Genomic DNA, 22,782 nt, shown 5'->3' on the forward strand with positions numbered 1-22,782 from the left:
CTCACCCAAAAGCCGGATGTCGGGACTCAAGGCTCCGGATTCGCTCACGCGAGGACGGCCCCCGTGCCCCCGAAGCCGAAGCACCTTCATCAGTTAGAGGTCCAAGCGCCTTACCGAGTCCCGAGTCCCGAGTTCCGAGTCCCGGCTCCTGGCCGAGTCCCGAGTCCCGAAACCCGAGTCCCGACCATATGATGCGCCTGCTGCTCGCCCTGCTGATCGTCGCCAACGTGGTCTCGGCCCTGTTGGTGGTGTTCGCGCGCCACGAGCACCGCCAGTTGTTCGTGCAACTCAACAAGCTCCAGCGCGAGCGCGATGAACTCAACATCGAGTTCGGCCGCCTGCAGCTGGAACAGGCGACCTGGGCGGAGAGCAACCGCATCGACCAGGTCGCGCGCGAGCGCATCGGGATGAAATTCCCGGAAGGCGCCGAAACCGTGGTGATCCGGCCATGAACGGTCGCAAGCCGCAGCGCCCCACCCGCAGCGGGCCGCTCGATCGCGTGCTCGGCGACCGCGGCCGCGGCGGCGGTTTCGACCGTCTGGTCGAAGGCATCGGCGAGCGCTTCGCGCGTGCCCGCGAAGACCGCGGCTCGCGCGGCAACAAGCCGCGCGGTCGCGTGGCCCAGTTCAACCTGCGCAACCGCCTGATCCTGGTCGGCGGCTCGCTCGGCCTGTGCGCGATCGCCCTGGTCGGGCGCGCGCTGGACCTGCAAGTCATCAGCAACGATTTCTATCGCCAGCAGGGCGATGCGCGTTCGCTGCGCGAAATCCCTATCCCGACCTCGCGCGGCATGATCACCGACCGCAACGGCGAGCCGCTGGCGGTGTCGACCCCGGTCGAGTCGATCTGGGGCAACCCCAAGGAACTGGCCAAGAACCCCGAGCGTCTGCCGGAACTGGCCAAGGCGCTGGGCGTGTCGCGCGACGAGCTGACCCGCAAGCTGGCCCAGCGCGCCGGCAAGGAATTCATGTACCTCAAGCGCCGGATCAATCCGGACGAGGCGCGCAAGATCCTGGCCCACAAGGTGCCGGGCGTGTTCTCGCAGCGCGAGTTCCGCCGCTTCTACCCGCAGGGCGAGGCGATGGCGCACGTGCTGGGCTTCACCAACATCGACGACCGCGGCCAGGAAGGCCTGGAGTTGGCGTTCGACCACGAGCTGCGCGGCAAGCCCGGCACCAAGCGGGTGATCCGCGACGGCGCCGGCCGCATCGTCGAGAACGTCGACCTGGTGCAGTCGGCCGAGCCGGGCAAGGACCTGACCCTGACCCTCGACCGCCGCATCCAATACCTGACCTACCGCGAGCTGCGCCGTGCGCTGGTCGATACCGGCGCTAGCAGCGCGTCGGCCGTGGTGCTCGACATCGAGACCGGCGAAGTGCTGGCGATGGCGAACCTGCCGACCTACAACCCGAACCTGCTCAGCGCCGGCAACCGCGATACCCACCGCAACCGCGCGGTCACCGACGTGGTCGAGCCGGGTTCGACGATGAAGCCGATCACCGTCGCCGCCGCGCTCAACGCCGGCGCGGTCAAGCCCACGACCCTGGTCAACACCACGCCGGGCTGGATGCCCAATGGCCGCTATCGCATCACCGACACCCACAACAACGGCGTGCTGACCGTCACCGGCGTGATCACCAAGAGCTCCAACGTCGGTGCGGCCAAGCTCGCGCTGCCGTTGCCGAACGACTACTACTACAACTTCATTCGCGGCTTCGGTTACGGGCAGAAGCCCAACAGCGGCTTCCCGGGCGAGTCCTCGGGCCTGCTTGCGCCGCCGTCGCGCTGGAGCGGCACCACCAAGGCGACCATGTCCTACGGCTACGGCCTGTCGGCGACGCCGGTGCAGATCGCCATGGCTTATGCGGCGATGGCCAACGGCGGCCGGCTGATCCAGCCGACCTTCGTCAAGGGTCAGCGCAACGAAGCGCGCCAGGTGCTGGAGCCGGCGGTGGCCGGCGAGATCATGCGCATGATGCAGACCGTGACCGAGCCGGGCGGCACCGCCAAGCAGGCGGCGATCCTCGGCTATCACGTCGCCGGCAAGACCGGCACCACCCGCAAGTTCAGCGCCACCGGCGGTTATTCGCGCAAGTACGTGTCCTTGTTCGCCGGCGTGGTGCCGGTGGAGAAGCCGCGCTTCTCGATGGTGGTGGTGGTCAGCGAACCCGATCCGACCAAGAAGGGGTATTACGGCGGTTCGGTGTCCGGCCCGGTGTTCCGCAACGTCATGGACGGCGCGCTGCGCCTGATGGACGTGGCGCCCGACGATATCGAGACCTGGCTGGCGGTGCAGGCCGCGGCCGAAGCCAAGCGTCAGAAGCAGAACGGCGGCAAGCCGAGCGGCCCGGTGGTTCCGGTGGCGACGCACACCGTCGCTTCGCCGCCACCGATCGCGGCGAGCGCATTGGTCCAGGGAGGGGCGCGATGAGCCGCCTGATGCCCCTGGCCGAACTGTTGCCCGACATCGCCGGCATCCCCGGCGATCTGCGTATCACCGGCCTGGTGATGGACAGCCGCGCGGTGCGTCCCGGCAATGCCTTCGTGGCGATCGCCGGTTTCGGCGCGCATGGTCTGGGCTTCGTCGAGCAGGCGCGCGCCGCCGGCGCCAGCGCGATCCTGTTCGAGCCGCCCGCGCCCGACGACCTGCCGGCCCCGGCCGATGCGATCGCCGTCCCCGGCCTGCGTGCGCGCCTGGGCGAGATGGGCGACCGCTTCCACGGCCGCGCCACCGAGGCGATGACCGTGGTCGGCGTGACCGGTACCAACGGCAAGACCTCGACCGTGCAGCTGATCGCGCAGGCCTGGGCCTTGCGCGGCATCCGCTGCGGTAGCGTCGGCACGCTCGGCGCCGGCCTGTACGGCGAAATCGTCCCGACCGGCTTCACCACGCCCCTGGTGCTGCAACTGCACGAGCTGCTGGCCGACATGCACGAGGCCGGCGCCAGCGCGATCGTGATGGAAGTCAGCTCGCACGCGCTCGACCAGGGCCGCGTCGCCGGCGTGCATTTCGACGTCGGCGTGTTCACCAACTTGACCCGCGACCATCTCGACTATCACGGCGACATGGCGACCTACGGCGCGGCCAAGGCGCGTCTGTTCGCCTGGCCCGGCCTCAAGGCTGCGGCGATCAACCTCGACGACGAGTTCGGCCGCGAACTGATAGCCAAGCTGCCCAAGTCGGTACGCGCGGTGGGCTTGAGCTCGCGCGATCGCGACAACGCCGTGGTCCGCGCCGAGACCTTGAACTTCGACAACCGCGGCATCGGCTTCGACCTGGTGGTCGACGGCCAGACCCATGCGGTGGTGTCGCCGCTGCTGGGTCGGTTCAATGTCGACAACCTGTTGGCCGTGGCCGGCACCTTGTATGCGCTCGGCGACGAGCCGGCGCAGATCGCCGAGACCCTGTCGCAGTTGCAGCCCATCCACGGCCGCATGAACCGTCTCGGCGGCGACGGCGTCGCGCCCTTGGTGGTGGTCGATTACGCGCATACGCCCGACGCGCTGGAACAGGCGCTGGCCTCGCTGCGCTCGCATGCCGGCGCGCGCCTGATCTGCGTGTTCGGCTGCGGCGGCGAGCGCGATCGCGGCAAGCGCCCGCAGATGGCGGCGATCGCCGAGTACGGCGCCGACCTGGTCATCGTCACCGACGACAATCCGCGCGGCGAAGACGGCGACGTCATCGTCGCCGACATCATGGCCGGCTTGCGCGATCCGCAGCGTGCGCTGGTCCTGCGCGACCGTCGCGCGGCGATCGACCACGCCATCGCCCAGGCCGATCCCGACGACATCGTGCTGATCGCCGGCAAGGGGCACGAGCCTTATCAGGAGATCCATGGCGTGCGTCATGCCTTCGACGACACCGACGTAGCCCGTGCGGCGCTGGAGGCTCGCGCGCCGCACATGGATGTGCAAGTGGCGCGGGCCCAGGATGGGCAGGAGCGACCATGAAGAGCCTGCTGCTGTCCGAGATCGCGCGCATGACCGGCGGCCGCCTGCACGGCGCCGATGCGGCCATCGAACGGGTCGTCACCGACACCCGCGCGCTGCCCGAGCGCGGCGCGGCGCTGTTCGTCGCGCTCAAGGGCGAGCGCTTCGACGGCCACGACCATGTCGCCAAGCTCGCCGGCACCGCGGTCGTCGGCGCCCTGGTCGCGCACGAGATCGATGCCCCGGTCGCGCAGGTCGTGGTCGCCGACAGCGAACGCGCGCTTGCCGACCTCGCTGCCGCCGTGCAGGCGCAGCGCAGCGGCAACACCGTCGTCGCCATCACCGGCAGCAACGGCAAGACCAGCGTCAAGGCCCTGACCGCGGCGATCCTCGACCGCGCCGGCCGCACCTATGCGACGCCGGGCAACCGCAACAACGAGATCGGCTTGCCGCTGGCGGTGCTCGACGCACCGGAGGACGCGCAGTTCTCGATCTACGAGATGGGCGCCGGCAAACCCGGCGACATCGCCTACCTGGTGCGCGTGGCGCGCCCGCAGGTGGCCCTGGTCAACAACGTCGCCCCGGCGCATCTGGAGCGCATGGGCAGCCTGCTCGGCATCGCCGACACCAAAGCGGCGATCTACGACGCGCTGCCGTCCGACGGCGTGGCGGTGATCAATGCCGACGACGCCTTCGCTCCGTATTTCGGCGAGCGTGCGGCCGGGCGCCGGACGATCCGTTTCGGCCTGGACGCGAGCGCCGAGGTGACGGCTCGGGATATTCGCGTCGGCACGGACGGCTCGACGTTCGTGTTGGCGACGCCGCAGGGCCAGGCGGACATCGCTCTCAATTTGGTGGGTCGCCATAACGTGCGCAACGCGCTCGCCGCGGCCTCGCTGGCCCTGGCGGCCGGCGCTGGATTCGACGCGGTCGTCGACGGCCTCAACGCCGCGCAGCCGGTCGAAGGACGCCTGATCACCCACCGTCTCGACAACGGCGCGGTATTGATCGACGACAGCTACAACGCCAACCCCGGCTCGACCGCGGCGGCGATCGACGCGCTGGCCGAGATCGGTGGCGAGAACTGGCTGGTGCTCGGCGACATGCGCGAGATCGGCCAGGACGAAATCGCCATGCACGCCGACATCGGCCGCCGCGCCAAGGCCTCCGGCATCCGCCGCCTGTACGCGCTCGGCGCGCTCAGCAGCGAAGCGGCCCGGGCCTTCGGCGAGGGCGCCAGCGTCCACGCGAGCCACGCCGCGCTCGCGCAGGCGCTGGCCGCCGACCTGCGCGACGGCGTACGGGTGTTGGTCAAGGGGTCGCACAGCAGTGCGATGGATCGGATCGTGACGGCGTTGCTGTCCGCGCAGAAACCCGAACAGGGGAAGGGGACGACGCATGTTGCTTGAATTGACTCGCTGGCTCGAACAACTGCAGAGCCTGTTCGGCTTGTTCGGCTATCTCACCTTCCGCGGCATCCTCAGCGCGCTGACCGCGCTGGCGCTGTCGTTGTGGTGGGGCCCGGCGGTGATCCGCAAGCTCGCCCAGTACAAGGGCGGCCAGCCGATCCGCCAGGACGGCCCGCAGACGCATTTCTCCAAGGCCGGCACGCCGACCATGGGCGGCGCGCTGATCCTGGTCACGGTGCTGGCCTCGGTGCTGCTGTGGGGCGACCTGCGCAACCGTTATGTCTGGCTGGTGCTGGCGGTGATGCTGGCGTTCGGCGCGATCGGCTGGTACGACGACTGGATCAAGATCGTCCACCGCGATCCCAACGGCCTTAAGTCGCGCTGGAAGTATCTGCTGCAGTCGATCTTCGGCCTGGCCGCGGGCGCCTTCCTGTACTTCACCGCCGATCCGGCGACCGCGGCCAGCACGACTTTCTACGTGCCGCTGATCAAGGCCATCGCGATTCCGCTCGGCGCCGGGCTGATCGTGGTCGCCTATTTCTGGATCGTCGGCTTCTCCAACGCGGTCAACCTGACCGACGGCCTCGACGGTCTGGCGATCATGCCGACGGTGCTGGTCGCCTGCGCGCTGGGCGTGTTCGCCTATGCCTCCGGCCACGCCGAGTTCTCCAAGTACCTGCAGATCCCGCAGGTGCCCGGGGCCGGCGAGCTGGTGATCATCTGCGCGGCGATCGCCGGCGCCGGGCTCGGCTTCCTGTGGTTCAACACCTATCCGGCGATGGTGTTCATGGGCGACATCGGCGCGCTCGCGCTCGGCGCGGTGCTCGGCACCATCGCGGTGATCGTCCGCCAGGAACTGGTGCTGGTGATCATGGGCGGCGTGTTCGTCATCGAGACCCTGTCGGTGATGATCCAGGTCGCCTCGTTCAAGCTCACCGGCAAGCGCGTGTTCCGCATGGCGCCGATCCATCACCACTTCGAACTCAAGGGCTGGCCCGAGCCGCGCGTGATCGTGCGCTTCTGGATCATCTCGGTGGTGCTGGTGCTGGTCGGTCTGGCCACCCTCAAGGTCCGTTGATGGAAAATTCCGCACGCCAGGCAACGCGACTCGACGCCATCCACGGGCGCTACGACCCGTGGTTGCTCGCCGTGTCCGCGGCGCTGGCCTGCGCGGGCGTGATCATGGTCGGCTCGGCCTCGCTCGGCGTCGCCGCGACCCATGCCGTCGATCCGTTCTACTTCCTGACCCGCCACCTGATCTTCCTGTCGATCGGCCTGGGCCTGGGCTTCTGGCTGATGCGCACCGAACTCAAGACCATCGAGCAGCACAACCAGTGGCTGCTGCTGGTCTGCGTGGTGTTGCTGCTGCTGGTGTTCGTGCCGGTGATCGGCAAGCAGGTCAACGGCGCCAAGCGCTGGATCAACCTCGGCCCGGCCAGCTTCCAGGCGGTCGAGGCGGTCAAGCTGCTCTATATCGTCTGGCTGGCGAGTTACCTCAAGCGCTTCAGCGAAGACATCTCGGCCACCTGGGGCGCGATGCTCAAGCCGATCGGCGTGGCCGTGGTGCTGGTCGCCTTGTTATTGATGCAGCCCGACTTCGGTTCGTCCTCGCTGCTGCTGGCGATCACCGCCGGCATGCTGGTGCTCGGCGGCGTCAACATGCCGCGCATGTTCGGCCCGGTGCTGATCGGCCTGCCGGTGTTGGCGATCATCGCCATCGCCGAGCCCTACCGCGTCACCCGCCTGACCTCGTTCCTGAACCCCTGGGTCGACCCGTTCGGCACCGGCTATCAGCTGACCAACGCCCTGATGGCGGTCGGCCGCGGCGAGTGGACCGGGGTCGGCCTTGGCGCGTCGGTGCAGAAGCTGTCCTACCTGCCCGAAGCGCACACCGACTTCATCATGGCGGTGATCGGCGAAGAATTCGGTTTCGCCGGCGTCTGCACCGTGGTCGGCCTGTACGTGTTGCTGGCCGGGCGCGCGCTGTGGATCGGCCTGAAGTGCGTGGAGATGCGCCGCCACTTCTCCGGCTACGTGGCCTTCGGCATCGCCCTGTGGATGGGGCTGCAGAGCTTCGTCTCGATCGGCGTGAATCTGGGTTTGCTGCCGACCAAGGGCCTGACCCTGCCGATGATTTCCTACGGCGGCTCCAGCGTGCTGATGAGCTGCGCCGCGCTCGGCGTGCTGCTGCGCGTGTCCTACGAACTCGATCGCGCCCAGCGCCAGGTCGCGCGTCTGCGCGGCGAAGCCGGGCAGGGTGCGGTAGCGCCGGCGGCGACGCCGTCGAACGCCGGTCCCGCGCCCTCGGCCAATGCGCGCAACCACGACAACGCGCGCGGCACCAGCCGCCTGCGCCAGCGCGTGGAGCCTTCGCTCGGGAGGTCCGCATGAGCGAACTTCGCGCGAACGAACGTCCGGTGATGATTCTCGCCGGCGGCACCGGTGGGCATATCTTCCCGGGTCTCGCCGTGGCCAAGGCCTTGCGCGGCCGCGGCGTCCCGGTCTGTTGGCTGGGTGCCGACGGCGGCATGGAAACGCGCCTGGTGCCGCAGCACGACGTCGCCATCGACACCATCGCGATCAGCGCTGTGCGCGGCAAGGGCCTGGCCACGTTGCTGCGCGCACCGTTCCGCTTGCTGTCGTCGGTGCGTGCGGCGCAGCGCGTGCTGCGCCAGCGCGAACCGCGCGCGGTGGTGAGTTTCGGCGGCTATGCGGCCGGCCCCGGCGGCCTGGCCGCACGCCTGGCCGGCGTGCCGCTGATCGTGCACGAACAAAATCGCGCCCCGGGCATGACCAACCGCGTGCTGTCGCGTTTCGCGCGCCGCGTGCTGACCGGTTTTCCGGACACCTTCCCGGGCGGGCACGAAGAAGTGGTCGGCAATCCGGTGCGCGCGGAAATCGCGGCGATCGAGATGCCGGCGCAACGTTTCGCCGAACGCAGCGGCCCGTTGCGTCTGCTCGTGCTCGGCGGCAGCCAGGGCGCGCGCGCGCTCAACACCGGCGTGCCGGCGGCGATCGCCGGCCTGCGCGGCCGCGTGCCTTGCCAGGTGCGGCACCAGTGCGGCGAGAAGCTGCGCGAGGAGGCCGAGCGCGCTTATGCCGCAGCCGGCGTGGTCGCTTCGGTCGAACCTTTCATCGCCGACATGGCCGCCGCCTACGCCTGGGCCGACCTGGTGGTTTGCCGCGCCGGCGCCTTGACCCTGGCCGAACTGTGCGCGGCCGGTGTCGGCAGCGTGCTGGTGCCGTTTCCGCAGGCGGTCGACGACCACCAGACCAAGAACGCGCGTTTCCTGGTCGATCGCGGCGCGGCGCAGTTGCTGCCGCAGGCCGGCGACCTCGCCGAACGCCTGTCGGCGACTATCGAGATCCTGGCCGAGCGCGGCGTGCTGCTGCAGATGGCCAGCGCCGCACGCGCCCTGGCCAAACCCGACGCGGCCGAACGCGTCGCCGATGTGGTGCTGGAGGCGGGGCGATGACTTCTTCGCTACGGGATTCGGGACTCGGGACTGGGGACGCGGCCAAGAGCCGGGTTCCTTCGGATGTATTCGTAAGAGGAGTGGTAGTGGCAGCAGCAGGTTTGCAGCAGTTCGGCGACGAACGCGCGTTTTCGCGAGTCCCGAATCCCGAGTCCCGAGTCCCGTCGAGGAACGCAGCATGAGCACCGCACTTCGCCGCCGCCTGCAACATACCGGCGATCTGGCCAAGGCCTTTCCGCGCGTGCATTTCGTCGGCATCGGCGGCACCGGCATGAGCGGGATAGCGGAAGTCATGTGCACGCTCGGCTATCAGGTGTCCGGTTCGGACATGGCCGACAACGCGGTGACCCGCCGGCTCGAGGCGATGGGCGTCAGCGTCCATCGCGGCCACGCCGCGGCCAACGTGCTGGGCACCGATTGCGTGGTGGTGTCGAGCGCGATCAAGCGCGACAACCCCGAGCTGATGGAAGCGCGCGCCCAGCGCATTCCGGTGGTGCCGCGCGCCGAGATGCTGGCCGAGCTGATGCGCTTCCGCCGCGGCATCGCCGTGGCCGGCACCCACGGCAAGACCACCACCACCTCGCTGACCGCCAGCGTGCTGGCCGAAGGCGGCATCGACCCGACCTTCGTGATCGGCGGCAAGCTGCTCGCCGCCGGCGCCAATGCCGGCCTCGGCGGCGGCCAGTGGCTGGTCGCCGAAGCCGATGAGAGCGACGGCAGCTTCCTGCGCCTGAACCCGCAGATCGCCATCGTCACCAACATCGATGCCGATCACCTGGAAAATTACGGCGGCGATTTCGCCAAGGTCCAGGCCGCGTTCGAGGAATTCCTGCACCGCCTGCCGTTCTACGGCCTGGCCGTGCTGTGCATCGACGACGCCAACGTCGCCCGGCTCGCCGCCGAGACGCCGCGCCACGTCATGACCTATGGCTTCGACGAGACCGCCGACGTGCGCGCCGAGGACGTCAGCCAGCGCGGCGGCGCGATGTATTTCACCCTGTGCCTGCCGGACGCCTCGCGCACCGCGGTGACCCTGGCGTTGCCGGGCCGTCACAACGTGCTCAACTCGCTGGCTGCGGCCTCGGTGGCCTGGCAGCTCGGCGTGCAGCCCGACGCGATCGCGCGCGCGCTGGAGAAATTCGAAGGCATCGGCCGCCGCTTCAACCTGCTCGCCGAACTGCGCACCGACAAGGGCGCCGTGGTGCAACTGGTCGACGACTACGGCCATCACCCGAAAGAGCTCGAGGCGGTGTTCGCCGCGGCGCGCGGCGGCTGGCCCGACAAACGCCTGGTGGTGGCGTTCCAGCCGCACCGCTACAGCCGTACCCGCGATCTGTTCGACGACTTCGCCGCGGTGCTGTCCTCGGTCGACGCGCTGGTGCTGACCGAGGTCTATCCGGCCGGCGAAGCGCCGATCGCCGGCGCCGACGCCAAGTCGCTGGCGCGCGCGATCCGCGCGCGCGGCCGCATCGATCCGGTCGTGGTCAGCGGTGCCGGCGATCTCGCCGGCGTGCTGCCCGACGTGCTCAACGACGGCGACCTGTTGTTGCTGATGGGCGCCGGCGACATCGGCGCCGCCGCGCAGCAGCTCGCCAGCCATGGTTTCCAGGGAGAATCGAAGTGAGCGTGGTAAGTCCGCAGTTCGCGCCGTTGCGCGTCACCGACCCGGCCGTGTTCGGCCGCGTCGCCGTGCTCATGGGCGGCACCAGCGCCGAGCGCGAAGTGTCGCTGGATTCCGGGCGCGGCGTGCTCGAAGCGCTGCGCTCGCGCGGGGTCGATGCGTTCGCGGTCGACGGCATCCCGGCGCTGATGGATACGATCCGCAGCGGCGGCGTCGACCGCGTCTTCAACATCCTGCACGGCAACAAGGGCGGCGGCGAAGACGGCGTGCTGCAGGGCGTGCTGGAAGCGCTCGGCGTGCCGTATACCGGTTCGGACGTGCTCGGCTCGGCGCTGGCTATGGACAAGATCCGCACCAAGCAGGTGTGGATGTCGACCGGCCTGCCGACCCCGCGCTACAAGCGCATCGCCAAAGGCGACGACGTCCACGCGGCGGCGCGCGAGATCGGCCTGCCGGTGATCATCAAGCCATCCAGCGAAGGCTCCAGCGTCGGCGTGTCGCGCGTACTCAAGGACGCCGACATCGACGAGGCCGTGGCGCTCGCCGCGCGCTATCCGGGCGAGATGCTGATGGAGCAGATGGTGATCGGCGACGAGCTGACCGTGGCCGTGCTGGTCAACGGCGAGGGCTACAGCGCGCTGCCGTCGATCCGCATCGTGCCCAAGGGCGAGTGGTACGACTACCACGCCAAGTACATCGCCGACGACACCCAGTACCTGTGTCCGGGCCTGGATGGCGCCGACGAAGTCGAGATCCGCCTGCTGGCGATGGAAGCCTTCGTCGCCGCGGGCTGCAAGGGCTGGGGCCGGGTCGACGTGATGCGCGACCGCAACAGCGGCCAGCTGTATCTGATCGAGGTCAACACCGCGCCGGGCATGACCAGCCACTCATTGGTGCCGAAGGCTGCGCGCCAGGTCGGCATCGAATACGACGAGCTGTGCTGGCGCGTGCTCGAGGCGACCGTGGTCGCGCCGCCCGCCGTAGGAGGTGACGCGGCGTGAACGCCATGCTCCGCCTCGTCGGATGGTTGCTTGCGCTGGCCTTGGTCGCGCTGCCGGTCGTTGCCGTGCTCAACGGCTGGGTCGGCGCGAACCAGTGGCCGCTCAAGCGCCTGCGCGTGACCGGCGAGTTCGAGCGGGTGGATGCGGCGTCGTTGCGCAAGACCCTGCTGCCGTATGCGCAGCGCGGTTTCTTCGCGGTGGACCTGGCGGCGGCGCAGGACTCGGTGGCCAAGCTGCCCTGGGTCGAGCATGCCGAAGTGCGCAAGCGCTGGCCGGATGTGCTCGAGGTCAGCGTGATCGAACACAAGCCGTTCGCGCGCTGGGGCAAGGATCAGTTGTTGTCGGAGCAGGGACGTTTGTTCCCGGTCAACGACATCCAGGTGCCGGACGGCCTGCCGCAGTTCGGCGGGCCCGACGCGCGGGTCGCCGATGTGGTCGCGCTGTACAACGAGTCGCGCGAGCTGTTCGCACCGGTCGGCATGGACGTGAGGCAGGTCGAGGTCGACCAGCGCGGCAGTTGGACGCTCGGTCTGGGCAACGGCGCGCAGATCGTGGTCGGGCGCAGCGAAGCGCGCGCCCGCCTGGGCCGCTTCGTCAGGTTGTTGCCGCAGTTGTTGGCTCAGCGCGTGCAAGTGCTCGCGCGCGCCGATCTTCGTTACACCAATGGTTTTTCGCTGTCCTGGGCGCCCGTGCAGGCACCCGCGGCGGCACCGAAACAGCAGCAAGGACAGTCATGAACCGCAAAGGCGACAAGTCGCTGATCGTAGGCCTCGACATCGGCACCTCCAAGGTGGTGGCGCTGGTGGGCGAGTACACGCCTTCGGACGGCCGGCCCGGCACTCCGATCGAAGTCATCGGCATCGGTTCGCACGAATCGCGCGGTCTCAAGCGCGGCGTCGTGGTCGACATCGAATCGACGGTGCAGTCGATCCAGCGCGCGATCGAGGAAGCCGAACTGATGGCCGGCTGCGAGATTCGCTCGGTCTACGCCTCGATCTCCGGCAACCACATCCAGTGCCGCAACTCGCAGGGCATCGCGCCGATCCGCGACGGCGAGGTCACCTATGGCGATCTCGACCGCGTGCTCGAAGCGGCCAAGGCGGTGGCGATCCCGGCCGACCAGAAGATCCTGCACGCGATCCCGCGCGACTACGTGCTCGACGATTCGCAGGAAGGCATCCGCAACCCGGTCGGTATGACCGGCGTGCGCCTGGAAGTGCATGCGCACCTGGTCGTGTGCGCGCAGTCGGCCGCGGCCAACATCAGCAAGTGCGTGCAGCGCTGCGGCCTGCAGGTCGACGACCTGATTCTCGGCGTGCTGGCCTCCAGCAACGCCGTGTTGACCAGCGACGAGCGCGAGCTCGGCGTGGTCCTGGTCGACATCGGCGCAGGCACCACCGACATCGCGGTGTTCGTGCAGGGCGCGATCGCGCACAGCGCGAGCCTGCCGATCGCCGGCGACAAGGTCACCGAAGACATCGCCCACATGTTGCGCACGCCGACCCCGGAAGCCGAGCAGATCAAGGTCCGCTATGCCTGCGCGCTGGGGCAGATGGCGACGGCCGAGGAATCGATCCAGGTGCCGAGCGTCGGCGACCGCCCGCCGCGGCGCATGCCGCGGCACTCGCTGGCGCAGGCGGTGCAGGCGCGCTACGAGGAAATCTTCGAAATGATCCAGGCCGAACTGCGCCGCTCGGGTTTCGAGCACCACGTGCGCGCCGGCATGGTCCTGACCGGCGGCGCCTCGAAGATGGAAGGCGTGGTCGAGCTGGCCGAGGAAATGCTGCAGATGCCGGTGCGCGTGGGCATTCCGCAGCACGTCACCGGCCTGGGCGAAGTGGTCGGCAACCCGGTCCATGCGACCGGCGTCGGCCTGCTGCTGATGGGCAGCCAGATCGAGAACCCGCGCCGCCCGGTGATCTCCACCGGTCGCGCCGGCAGCTTCTTCAACAAGATCAAGAACTGGTATCGCGGCGAGTTTTGAGTGCCGCGAGCGGGACTCGGAACTCGGGACTCGCAGTAGCAAAAGCGGAACAGGGCGGCAGGGAAGTCAGTGGTACAGCGGTAGATCGAGCGAGTTGTTCACCATTAGAAAAAACAAAACGTCGGCAGTGAAGGCGCGGAACCGGGCTCTACGAGTCCCGAATCCCGAGCCCCGAATCCCGGCACTAATAAGAGGACGAGGACATGGCACATTTCGAACTGGTTGAAAAAATGGCCCCGAACGCGGTCATCAAGGTCGTTGGCGTGGGCGGCGGCGGCGGCAACGCCGTGGCGCACATGGTCAGCGGCAACGTCGACGGGGTGGAGTTCATCACCGCCAACACCGACGCGCAGGCGATCAAGAACTGCGGCGCCAAGCTGCAGCTGCAGCTCGGCAGCAACGTCACCAAGGGCCTGGGCGCGGGCGCGAATCCGGAAGTCGGTCGCCAGGCCGCGCTGGAAGATCGCGAACGCATCATGGATGCGCTGACCGGCGCCGACATGGTCTTCATCACCGCCGGCATGGGCGGCGGCACCGGCACCGGCGCGGCGCCGGTCGTGGCCCAGCTCGCCAAGGAGATGGGCATCCTGACCGTCGCGGTCGTCACCAAGCCGTTCCCGTTCGAAGGCCGCCGCCGCATGCAGGTCGCGCTGAAGGGCATCGAGGAGCTGTCGCACCACTGCGATTCGCTGATCACCATCCCGAACGAGAAGCTGATCACCGTGCTCGGCCGCAACGCCACCATGATCCAGGCCTTCCGTGCCGCCAACGACGTGCTGCTCGGCGCCGTGCAGGGCATCGCCGACCTGATCGTGCGTCCGGGCCTGATCAACGTCGACTTCGCCGACGTGCGCACGGTCATGAGCGAGATGGGTCTGGCGATGATGGGCACCGGCGCTGCACGCGGCGACGACCGCGCCCAGGCCGCGGCCGAATCGGCGATCCAGAACCCGCTGCTCGACGACGTCAACCTGGCCGGCGCCAACGGCATCCTGGTCAACATCACCGCCGGTCCGGACTTCACCATGGCCGAGTTCGACGAAGTCGGCCGCACCATCGAGAACTTCGCTTCCGAAGACGCGACCGTGGTCATCGGTACCGTGCTCGACCCGGACATGCAGGACGAGGTCCGGGTTACCGTGGTCGCCACCGGCCTCAACCGCGTCGCCGCCAAGCAGTCGGTGCGCGGTCACGGCCACGGCCACGACCGCGAGTCGCAGCGCGCGCCGATCCAGCTGGTGCGCAACGCCACCACCGGCCAGCCGGAGTTTTCGGCGATGGACGACGTCGGCCATGCGCCGATGCCGAGCTTCGGCGGCAGCCTGCGCGGCAGCAGCTCGCGCCAGGAACCGACCGGCCCGGCCGTGGCGGATTTCGGCAGCGACAGCAGCTACCTGGACATCCCGGCGTTCCTGCGCCGCCAGGCGGATTGAAGCGTTGAAGCCAGGAATGAGTGGGCAGCAGTGAGAAACGAGTAGGGCGGCTTTCGCTCACTCCTCACTGTTCTCAACTCGTTCCTGCTTCAAGAACCACCCTCGGGCCGGACTCGTCCCCGGCTTCAGGCATCTTGCCCCCGCGCCCCGGCGCAGGGGGCTTTTGGGCCGGTCGGCCCCACCCCTCGGGGCGGTCGACCGGTCAGTTTGACGAGCGCTGTTGACAACGGCGGGACAGTGTGTCCTTTCCGTTCAGGTTCAGGGTTGCGCGTGCTAATCTTGCGCGGCTTCGTTTCACCCCCATCCAGTGCTCGGTCCCCTTCGCGTCCGCAGGCTTTGCGGACCGATGCCGACACCATCACTCCATGTCCGCGGAAGTCTCCCCACGACCATGCTGCGTCAGCGCACCCTCAAAAATGTGATCCGCGCCACCGGCGTGGGCCTGCACAGCGGCGAGAAGGTCTTTCTCACCCTGCGCCCGGCGCCGACCGATACCGGCATCGTGTTCCGTCGCGTCGATCTCGACCCGGTGGTGGAGCTGCCTGCGCGCGCCGACCTGGTCACCGAGACCACCTTGTGCACCGGCCTGACCTATGGCGCCGGCAAGGTCATGACGGTGGAGCATCTGCTGTCGGCGATGGCCGGGCTCGGCATCGACAATTGCTATGTCGAACTGTCGGCACCGGAAGTGCCGATCATGGACGGCTCGGCCGGCCCGTTCGTGTTCCTGCTGCAATCGGCGGGCATCGCCGAGCAGGACGCGCCCAAGCGTTTCATCCGCATCAAGCATCCGGTCGAAGTGCGCGACGGCGACAAGATCGCCCGTTTCGAGCCCTTCGACGGTTTCCGCCTCGGCTTCACCGTGGTCTTCGACCATCCGGCGATTCCGGCGGCGCAGTCGCGTGCGCAAGTCGAATTCTCGACCGAGAACTACATCCGCGAAGTCAGCCGCGCCCGTACCTTCGGTTTCATGCGCGACCTGGAATACATGCGCGAACGCAACCTCGGCCTCGGCGGCTCGATGGACAATGCGATCGTGCTCGACGAGTTCCGCGTGCTCAACGACGACGGCCTGCGCTACGCCGACGAGTTCGTCCGCCACAAGATCCTCGACGCGGTCGGCGACCTCTACCTTGCAGGCCACGCCGTCATCGGCGCCTACGAGGGCTACAAGTCCGGCCACGCGCTCAACAACAAGCTGGTGCGCGCCCTGCTGGCCGAACGCTCGGCCTGGGAGCAGGTGACTTACACCGGTTCGGAGCCGACTCCGGTCGCCTATGGCGAGCCCGTTCCGGCCTGATCGGTAATGCCGGCCGTCCCGGCCGGGATGAGGTGGACGCCGCCGAAACGGCGTCCGAAACTGAATGCGCGACCGGCCGCTCAGCCCGGAAACCCAAGAACGTTAACGTGGTCACACTCGTGAACGGCGCGTGACGTATTAACGTTTTTATAACGAAACCTTTCTGAAATGCTTCCGGCTCTTTAACAAAGCCGAGGGGGAGGGCCAGTAGGATGCCCCGACCCCGGCTCTCGGACCCCCGCCGGTTTGCGTCGACGACGCGAACCGCCCCGAGCGTCAGCCGGCGTCGCTGGACCCTGACGGATCAGGTTTCTTCAGCGACGCCAGCGCGGCTTGCAGCGCTTCCAGCGTCGCAGCCGACATGGGTTTGGCCTTTCTGACCGGCGCTGCCGCCGGGTTGGGAATCGTCGTCTTGACGACGAATTCGGCCGCTTCCAGCCCGACGGATCGGGCTGCGTCGAGCAGTTCCGGAGCCGCGAGCCTGAGTTTGGCGCGCCACACCGGAGCATCGACGACATACACGAGCCTGCCGCGTTCGAAGTTGGCCAACCGCGCGTGCGCGGCGAGCGAAGGCGGCAGGTAGGGGCGTAACCGACGGTCCAGTTCGTCGAGCCAAAGGGCTCGGCGGATCGGGTTGCCAGCGGGATCTTCGAGCAATGCATCCAAGGCGATGCGCGGCTTCGAGGGACCGCGCGACGGCGGCTTGGGCTTGGAATAAGACATCGGACACATGACCTATAAAACCATCGTAGACAACACACGAGCCAGGCTGGGCGAGTTCTTCCAGCAGGCCGGACGGATCGGCTCCCGCCGTCCGGCGCTCGCCATCGCATTGCTGCTCGGCACCGGCGTCAGCATCGGTGCCGGTGCGGGCATCGCCGACAACCGCATGCTACGCGCGCAGTTGACCCAGCAGCAGGCCCAGATCACCGCGACGCGCCGCGACGCGCAGCGCGAGATCAACGCCCTTGCTGCACGCATGGGCGAATTGCAGGCCGAAGCCAACCGTCTCAACGCGCTCGGCGAGCGCCTGACCCGGATCGGCCAGTTGCAGGACGGCGAGTTCGATTTCGAAAAGCCGGTCGGCGTCGGTGGCGCCGGTCCGGTGCGCGACATGGCCAAGCCCGAGCTCGACGCCGGCATGGACCTGCTCGACCGTCAGTTCAAGGCCTCGGGCGAACAGCTCTCGGTGCTCGAGTCGCTGCTGTTCAACCGCCAGATCGACATGAACGCGGTGCCCTCGCGCGCGCCGATCGCCAACAGCTACATCACCTCCGGCTTCGGCGGCCGCGCCGACCCGTTCAATGGCGGCGCCGCGTTCCACAAGGGCATCGATTTCGAAGCCGACGTCGGCGACCCGGTGCTGGCCGTGGCCGACGGCGTGGTCAGCTACTCCGGCGTGCGTTCGGGCTACGGCAACGTGATCGAGATCGACCACGGCAACGGCTACGTGACGCGTTACGCGCACAATTCCAATCTGCTGCTCAAGGTCGGCGAACTCGTGCGTGCCGGCCAGGAGATCGCCAAGGCCGGCTCCAGCGGCCGTTCCACCGGCGCCCACGTGCATTTTGAAGTCTGGGAAGGCGGCCGGGTGGTGAACCCGCTCAAGTTCCTCAACCAGCAATCCCCGTTGAGGGGGTGAGACAGGCCCGCTCGCGAGCCACTGGCTCGCGGGCCTGTCGAACGCCCGCCGCGCTGCGGCGGGCCAACCGGGTATACAGGGCGACAGTCCTGGCCGATATCCGCCGGCCCGCGTACCGACTAATCGGGCTCTACAGCCGTCCAAGTCGAAGGGCCTCCCGCGCTGAACACCCTATAGCCGGCTGACGAGCCCGTAGATTTCCCCGCCAAGTACGGACTCACCCGACCCAGGGAATCCGCCGAACTGTGGAATCGGGCAAAGTCCCACATTCGATCGGCGCACATCCCCCTTGATACCGTTCAGGTCGCCCCCCACGCTAGAATGCGTGTGGCCAAAGACCAGGCTCGATCCGATCGGGGGCGCACGGCGCCTCCGATTGCGTTTTCGGGAGACCGGAACGCAAGGATCGGCCGGTCGTCTGGATTCCTGGGGAACTTGCCGGCGGCGGCGCGCTCTTAAACCGTCCCGCCTGTGCCACCCCGTTCGCTTTACACGGACCCGTTCATGCTCAACAGCTTGCTTACCCGCGTTTTCGGCAGCCGCAACGATCGTCTGCTGCGTCAACTGCAACGATCCGTCGTCAGGATCAATGCGCTCGAGCCGGAGATGGAGAAGCTCTCCGATGCCCAGCTGCAGGCCAAGACGCCGGAGTTCCAGAAGCGTATCGCCGACGGCGAATCGCTCGACAAGCTGCTGCCGGAGGCGTTCGCGGTCTGCCGCGAGGCGTCCAGGCGCGTGCTGGGCATGCGTCACTACGACGTCCAGCTGATCGGCGGCATGGTCCTGCATCTGGGCAAGATCGCCGAGATGCGCACCGGCGAGGGCAAGACCCTGGTCGGTACGCTCCCGGTCTATCTCAACGCGCTGGAAGGCCAGGGCGTGCACGTGGTCACGGTCAACGACTACCTCGCACGCCGCGACTCGGCGTGGATGGGCAAGCTGTATAACTGGCTCGGCCTGAGCGTCGGCGTGGTCTATCCGGGCATGCAGCACAGCGACAAGCATGCCGCCTATGCCAGCGACATCACCTACGGCACCAACAACGAATTCGGCTTCGACTACCTGCGCGACAACATGGCGCTGTCGAAGGAAGACCGCTATCAGCGCAGCCTGCATTACGCGATCGTCGACGAAGTCGACTCGATCCTGATCGACGAGGCGCGCACGCCCTTGATCATTTCCGGCCCGGCCGACGAATCGCCGGAGCTGTACATCAAGGTCAACCGCATCGTGCCGTCGCTGATCCGCCAGGAGAAGGAAGACGGCGAGGGCGACTACTGGGTCGACGAGAAGGGCAAGCAGGTGCATCTGTCCGAAGCCGGCCAGGAACACGCCGAAGACCTGCTGCGCAAGGCAGGGATCCTGCAGGAAGACGAGGACTCGCTGTACGCCGGCCACAACATCAGCGTGGTCCATCACCTCAATGCCGCGCTGCGCGCGCATGCGATCTACCAGCGCGACGTGGACTACATCGTCCGCGACGGCGAGGTGGTGATCGTCGACGAGTTCACCGGCCGCACCCTGCAGGGCCGACGCTGGTCGGACGGTCTGCATCAGGCGGTCGAGGCGAAGGAAGGCGTGCCGGTCCAGCGCGAGAACCAGACGCTGGCTTCGATCACCTTCCAGAACCTGTTCCGCATGTACAAGAAGCTGTCCGGCATGACCGGTACGGCGGACACCGAGGCTTACGAATTCCAGAGCATCTACGGCCTGGAAGTGATCGTGATCCCGACCAACCGGCCGATGCAGCGAAAGGATCACTCCGACCAGGTGTTCCTCAATCGCGCCGGCAAGTACCGCGCGGTGCTCGGCGAGATCAAGGCGGCGCACGAGCGCGGCCAGCCGGTGCTGGTCGGTACGACCTCGATCGAAGTCTCGGAGATGCTGAGCCAGCAACTCACCGAGGCCGGCGTGGCGCACGAAGTGCTGAACGCCAAGCAGCACGAGCGCGAAGCCAACATCATCGCCCAGGCCGGTCGTCCGGGCGCGATCACCATCGCCACCAACATGGCCGGCCGCGGCACCGACATCGTGCTCGGCGGTTCGCTCGAAGCCGAGCTCGCCGAGCTCGCCGCGCAGAACGGCGGCGAGCCGGTCGACGAAGTGACCCTCAAGCGCCTCAAGGCAGCCTGGCAGGAGCGCCACGATCAGGTCAAGGCGTCCGGCGGCCTGCACATCGTCGGCACCGAACGCCACGAATCGCGTCGTATCGACAACCAGCTGCGCGGCCGCGCCGGTCGCCAGGGCGACCCGGGTTCCTCGCGCTTCTATCTGTCGCTCGAAGACAATCTGATGCGTATCTTCGCGGCCGACTGGGTCCAGCGCGTGATGGCGCGCATGGGCCTGAAGGAAGACGACATCATCGAAAGTCCGCTGGTGACCAAGCAGATCGCCAACGCGCAGCGCAAGGTCGAAGCCCATAACTTCGACATCCGCAAGAACCTGCTCGACTTCGACGATGTCAACAACGACCAGCGCAAGGTCATCTACGGCCAGCGCGACGAGTTGCTGGAAGCCGAGAGTGTGCAGGACAACGTGGTGGGCATCCGCGGCGACGTGGTCGCCGACATGGTCCAGCGCTACGTGCCGGCCAATTCGGTCGACGAGCAATGGGACCTGCCGGGCCTGGAAGCGACGATCGCGCAGGAGTTCAACGTCCAGGTGCCGCTGGTCGAGACCGCGCGTACCGCCGAGGAGCTCGACGCCGAGACCATCGCGCAGCACGTGCAGGATGCGGTGGAAGGGCATTTCACCACCCGCGAGAGCCAGGTCGGCGCCGAGACCATGCGCATGCTCGAGAAGCACATCATGCTCAACGTGCTCGACCAGAACTGGAAGGAGCATCTGGCGCGCATGGACTATCTGCGCCAGGGCATCCATCTGCGCGGTTACGCGCAGAAGCAGCCCAAGCAGGAATACAAGAAAGAAGCCTTCGAGCTGTTCTCGGAGATGCTGGACAAGGTCAAGCGCGAGGTGGTGACGATCCTGGCCCGCGTGCGCATCCAGAGCGAGCAGGAAGTCGCCGAGATGGAAGCGCTCGAACGCGCTCAGGCCGAAGCGCAAGCGCGGCAGATGCAGTTCCAGCACGCTTCCGCCGGCGGCTTCGGCGCCGACGAGGAAGCCGCGCAGGTGTCCGAGGAAGCCTTCGCCAACGCCGGTCGCAACGATCCTTGCCCTTGCGGCAGCGGCAAGAAGTTCAAGCATTGCCATGGGCAATTGGCCTGAGCAAGGCGGGGCTCGGGAGTCGGGCATCGGGAGTCGCAAGGCGGAATCCGAACCGGTTCCCGACGACGCGGCCGCTGCAGCAGCACTAGCCGCTTCCGAATCCCGAACTCCCAATCCCCGCTCCCGGCTGGTAGAAGTCGTCGCCGGGGTAATCCGCGACGCGCGCGGGCGGGTCCTGCTCGCGCGCCGCACCGAAGGCCGCGATCTGGCCGGCCTGTGGGAATTCCCGGGCGGCAAGCGCGAGCCCGGCGAGACGCCCGAGGCCGCGCTCGCACGCGAGCTGCACGAAGAACTGGGCATCGAGGCCGAGGTCGGCACCGCGGTGATTCGCGTGCCGCAGGCTTACCCGGACAAGCGTCTGGTCCTGGACGTGCGCGAGATCCGTCAGTGGCGCGGTACCGCGCGCGGTCGCGAAGGCCAGGCGCTGGTTTGGGTGCCGCCGCACAAACTCGCCAGCTATGCGATGCCGCCGGCGGATCGCCCGGTGGTCGCCGCACTGCAGCAACCCGAACACTATCTGGTCACGCCCGAGCCGGGCGAGAGCGACGCCGCCTGGCTCGATGCGCTGTCGCGCTCACTGCAGGCCGGCGTACGCCGCGTGCAGCTGCGCCTGCGCACCGTCGAGGCCGAGCGCAGCCAGCGGCTGGCCGTGGCGGCAGTGGCGCGCTGTCGCGCCGTGCAGGCGGAGGTGCTGGTCAACGGCGACGCCGCCATGGCGAACGCATTGGGCGTAGGCCTGCATCTGCGCGCCGTGCAACTGCGCGAGCAGGGCGAGCGGCCGGTGCCGGTCGGGATGGCTCTGGCGGCCTCCTGCCACGACGCCGACGAGCTGCGGGCCGCCCAGGCGCTGGGCTGCGACTTCGCCGTGGTCGGCTCGATCAAGCCGACGCCGAGCCATCCCGGTGTGCTGGGGATCGGCTGGGAGGCGTTCTCGGCCTTGCGCGAGTCGGTGTCGCTGCCGATCTATGCGATCGGCGGCCTGGTCCCGGATGACCTGCCCGAAGCACGTCGCTATGGCGCGCAGGGCATCGCCGCCATCCGGGGGCTTTGGGCCGCGGGCTGACTGCTAAAGCGCCGGTCTGGATTGGCTGGCGGGTTCTGCTGACAGGTTCGGCTGGCGGCTTCGGTCGAGCGGGTCAGTCGGCTGTGTGATTCGCAGCCAGGGCCCGATAGCGCCGATCCAGGGCCGCGACCTGGGCCGCCAGGGCCTCGATCGGGCCGTCGTTGACGATGACGTCGTCGGCGATGGCCAGGCGCTCGCCACGAGTCGCCTGGGCCGCGATCATGCGCAGGGCGAGATCGCCGTCGATGCGATCGCGTCGCATCACCCGGGCCTGCTGGATGTCGACCGGCACGTCGACCACGAGCACGCGGTCCAGCCACGGATACGCTTCGCGCCCGCCGCCTTCGGCGAGCAGGGGAATCGCCGCGACTGCGTAGGGACCGGGCGCGTTTGCGCACTGGTCCAGCAGCATCGAACGGACCCGCGGATGGACGATGGCTTCGAGCCGGCGTCGGGCGCCATCATTGCCGAACACGAGTTCGCGCATGGCGGCGCGGTCGAGCGCACCCTGGGCGTCCAGGACGGACGCGCCGAATTCGGCGACGACTTCAGCCAGCCCGGCGCTGCCGGCCGCGACGGCCGCACGTGCGGCCAGGTCGGCATCGGCCACGACGATGCCCAAGGCCTGGAACTGCCGGGTGACTTCGCTTTTCCCGGAAGCCACGCCGCCGGTGACGCCGACGCAAAACGCCGCCATG

17 protein-coding genes and 1 pseudogene are annotated in these 22,782 nt (G+C 68.2%); 16 read left to right on the forward strand and 2 right to left on the reverse strand.

The window, feature by feature from the left end; genetic code table 11:
* Positions 1-188: 188 nt before the first annotated feature.
* The 13 genes and pseudogenes from ftsL (at position 189) to lpxC (ending at position 16,154) form a co-directional block, all read left to right on the forward strand.
* Positions 189-452, forward strand: coding sequence for a cell division protein FtsL (gene ftsL / locus ACTOWK_RS03295; RefSeq protein WP_031371593.1), 264 nt, complete (start codon positions 189-191; stop codon positions 450-452).
* Positions 449-2,431, forward strand: a complete 1,983-nt coding sequence (locus ACTOWK_RS03300; RefSeq protein ID WP_441328769.1) for a peptidoglycan D,D-transpeptidase FtsI family protein — start codon at positions 449-451, stop codon at positions 2,429-2,431. The genes ftsL and ACTOWK_RS03300 overlap by 4 nt, the downstream gene beginning before the upstream one ends.
* Entirely contained in the window at positions 2,428-3,951 is a 1,524-nt protein-coding gene (locus tag ACTOWK_RS03305) for a UDP-N-acetylmuramoyl-L-alanyl-D-glutamate--2,6-diaminopimelate ligase (RefSeq protein ID WP_441328770.1), read from the forward strand. Before ACTOWK_RS03300 ends, ACTOWK_RS03305 begins: the two co-directional genes overlap by 4 nt.
* Positions 3,948-5,339: a UDP-N-acetylmuramoyl-tripeptide--D-alanyl-D-alanine ligase gene (locus ACTOWK_RS03310; RefSeq protein ID WP_441328771.1), complete on the forward strand. Its 1,392-nt coding sequence runs from the start codon at positions 3,948-3,950 to the stop codon at positions 5,337-5,339. The genes ACTOWK_RS03305 and ACTOWK_RS03310 overlap by 4 nt, the downstream gene beginning before the upstream one ends.
* A complete protein-coding gene (gene mraY, locus ACTOWK_RS03315) occupies positions 5,329-6,417 on the forward strand; it encodes a phospho-N-acetylmuramoyl-pentapeptide-transferase (protein WP_057916935.1) in 1,089 nt (362 codons plus the stop codon). The genes ACTOWK_RS03310 and mraY overlap by 11 nt, the downstream gene beginning before the upstream one ends.
* Positions 6,417-7,730 (forward strand): putative lipid II flippase FtsW, encoded by a 1,314-nt coding sequence (gene ftsW / locus ACTOWK_RS03320; RefSeq protein WP_441328772.1) that lies wholly within the window; start codon positions 6,417-6,419, stop codon positions 7,728-7,730. Before mraY ends, ftsW begins: the two co-directional genes overlap by 1 nt.
* Entirely contained in the window at positions 7,727-8,815 is a 1,089-nt protein-coding gene (gene murG, locus ACTOWK_RS03325; protein ID WP_441328773.1) for an undecaprenyldiphospho-muramoylpentapeptide beta-N-acetylglucosaminyltransferase, read from the forward strand. Before ftsW ends, murG begins: the two co-directional genes overlap by 4 nt.
* Positions 8,816-8,993: 178 nt before the next feature.
* Positions 8,994-10,439, forward strand: a complete 1,446-nt coding sequence (murC, locus tag ACTOWK_RS03330) for a UDP-N-acetylmuramate--L-alanine ligase (protein ID WP_441328774.1) — start codon at positions 8,994-8,996, stop codon at positions 10,437-10,439.
* A gap of 2 nt (positions 10,440-10,441) precedes the next feature.
* On the forward strand, positions 10,442-11,437 hold the full coding sequence (locus tag ACTOWK_RS03335; RefSeq protein WP_441328920.1) for a D-alanine--D-alanine ligase: 996 nt from the start codon (positions 10,442-10,444) through the stop codon (positions 11,435-11,437).
* A pseudogene (locus ACTOWK_RS03340) lies at positions 11,434-12,114 on the forward strand (cell division protein FtsQ/DivIB); the annotation flags it as partial. The gene ACTOWK_RS03335 and the pseudogene ACTOWK_RS03340, both read left to right, overlap by 4 nt.
* 56 nt (positions 12,115-12,170) lie before the next feature.
* Positions 12,171-13,421, forward strand: a complete 1,251-nt coding sequence (ftsA, locus tag ACTOWK_RS03345; protein ID WP_441328775.1) for a cell division protein FtsA — start codon at positions 12,171-12,173, stop codon at positions 13,419-13,421.
* A gap of 203 nt (positions 13,422-13,624) precedes the next feature.
* The gene (gene ftsZ / locus ACTOWK_RS03350; RefSeq protein WP_441328776.1) at positions 13,625-14,854 is read left to right on the forward strand and encodes a cell division protein FtsZ; all 1,230 of its coding nucleotides are present in this window, start codon (positions 13,625-13,627) and stop codon (positions 14,852-14,854) included.
* A gap of 391 nt (positions 14,855-15,245) precedes the next feature.
* Positions 15,246-16,154, forward strand: coding sequence for a UDP-3-O-acyl-N-acetylglucosamine deacetylase (gene lpxC / locus ACTOWK_RS03355; RefSeq protein ID WP_441328777.1), 909 nt, complete (start codon positions 15,246-15,248; stop codon positions 16,152-16,154).
* A gap of 276 nt (positions 16,155-16,430) precedes the next feature.
* On the opposite strand, the gene ACTOWK_RS03360 is transcribed toward lpxC, so the two are convergent.
* Positions 16,431-16,877 carry a DciA family protein gene (locus tag ACTOWK_RS03360; protein WP_441328778.1) on the reverse strand — a complete coding sequence of 149 codons (447 nt, stop codon included), beginning with the start codon at positions 16,875-16,877 and terminating at the stop codon, positions 16,431-16,433.
* A 7-nt stretch (positions 16,878-16,884) separates the two neighbouring features.
* Between ACTOWK_RS03360 and ACTOWK_RS03365 the strand changes: the two genes are divergently transcribed.
* The 3 genes from ACTOWK_RS03365 to ACTOWK_RS03375 all read left to right on the forward strand — a co-directional run bounded on the left by ACTOWK_RS03365 (position 16,885) and on the right by ACTOWK_RS03375 (position 22,084).
* The gene (locus tag ACTOWK_RS03365; protein ID WP_441328779.1) at positions 16,885-17,796 is read left to right on the forward strand and encodes a peptidoglycan DD-metalloendopeptidase family protein; all 912 of its coding nucleotides are present in this window, start codon (positions 16,885-16,887) and stop codon (positions 17,794-17,796) included.
* A 504-nt stretch (positions 17,797-18,300) separates the two neighbouring features.
* Positions 18,301-21,021, forward strand: a complete 2,721-nt coding sequence (gene secA / locus ACTOWK_RS03370; RefSeq protein WP_441328780.1) for a preprotein translocase subunit SecA — start codon at positions 18,301-18,303, stop codon at positions 21,019-21,021.
* Positions 21,005-22,084 carry a Nudix family hydrolase gene (locus ACTOWK_RS03375; RefSeq protein WP_441328781.1) on the forward strand — a complete coding sequence of 360 codons (1,080 nt, stop codon included), beginning with the start codon at positions 21,005-21,007 and terminating at the stop codon, positions 22,082-22,084. Before secA ends, ACTOWK_RS03375 begins: the two co-directional genes overlap by 17 nt.
* Before the next feature lie 73 nt (positions 22,085-22,157).
* On the opposite strand, the gene coaE is transcribed toward ACTOWK_RS03375, so the two are convergent.
* Positions 22,158-22,781, reverse strand: a complete 624-nt coding sequence (gene coaE / locus ACTOWK_RS03380) for a dephospho-CoA kinase (protein WP_441328782.1) — start codon at positions 22,779-22,781, stop codon at positions 22,158-22,160.
* Position 22,782: the final 1 nt, after the last annotated feature.

It is taken from the genome of Lysobacter sp. CA196, assembly GCF_052078695.1.
In the GTDB taxonomy this organism is placed as follows: domain Bacteria; phylum Pseudomonadota; class Gammaproteobacteria; order Xanthomonadales; family Xanthomonadaceae; genus Lysobacter.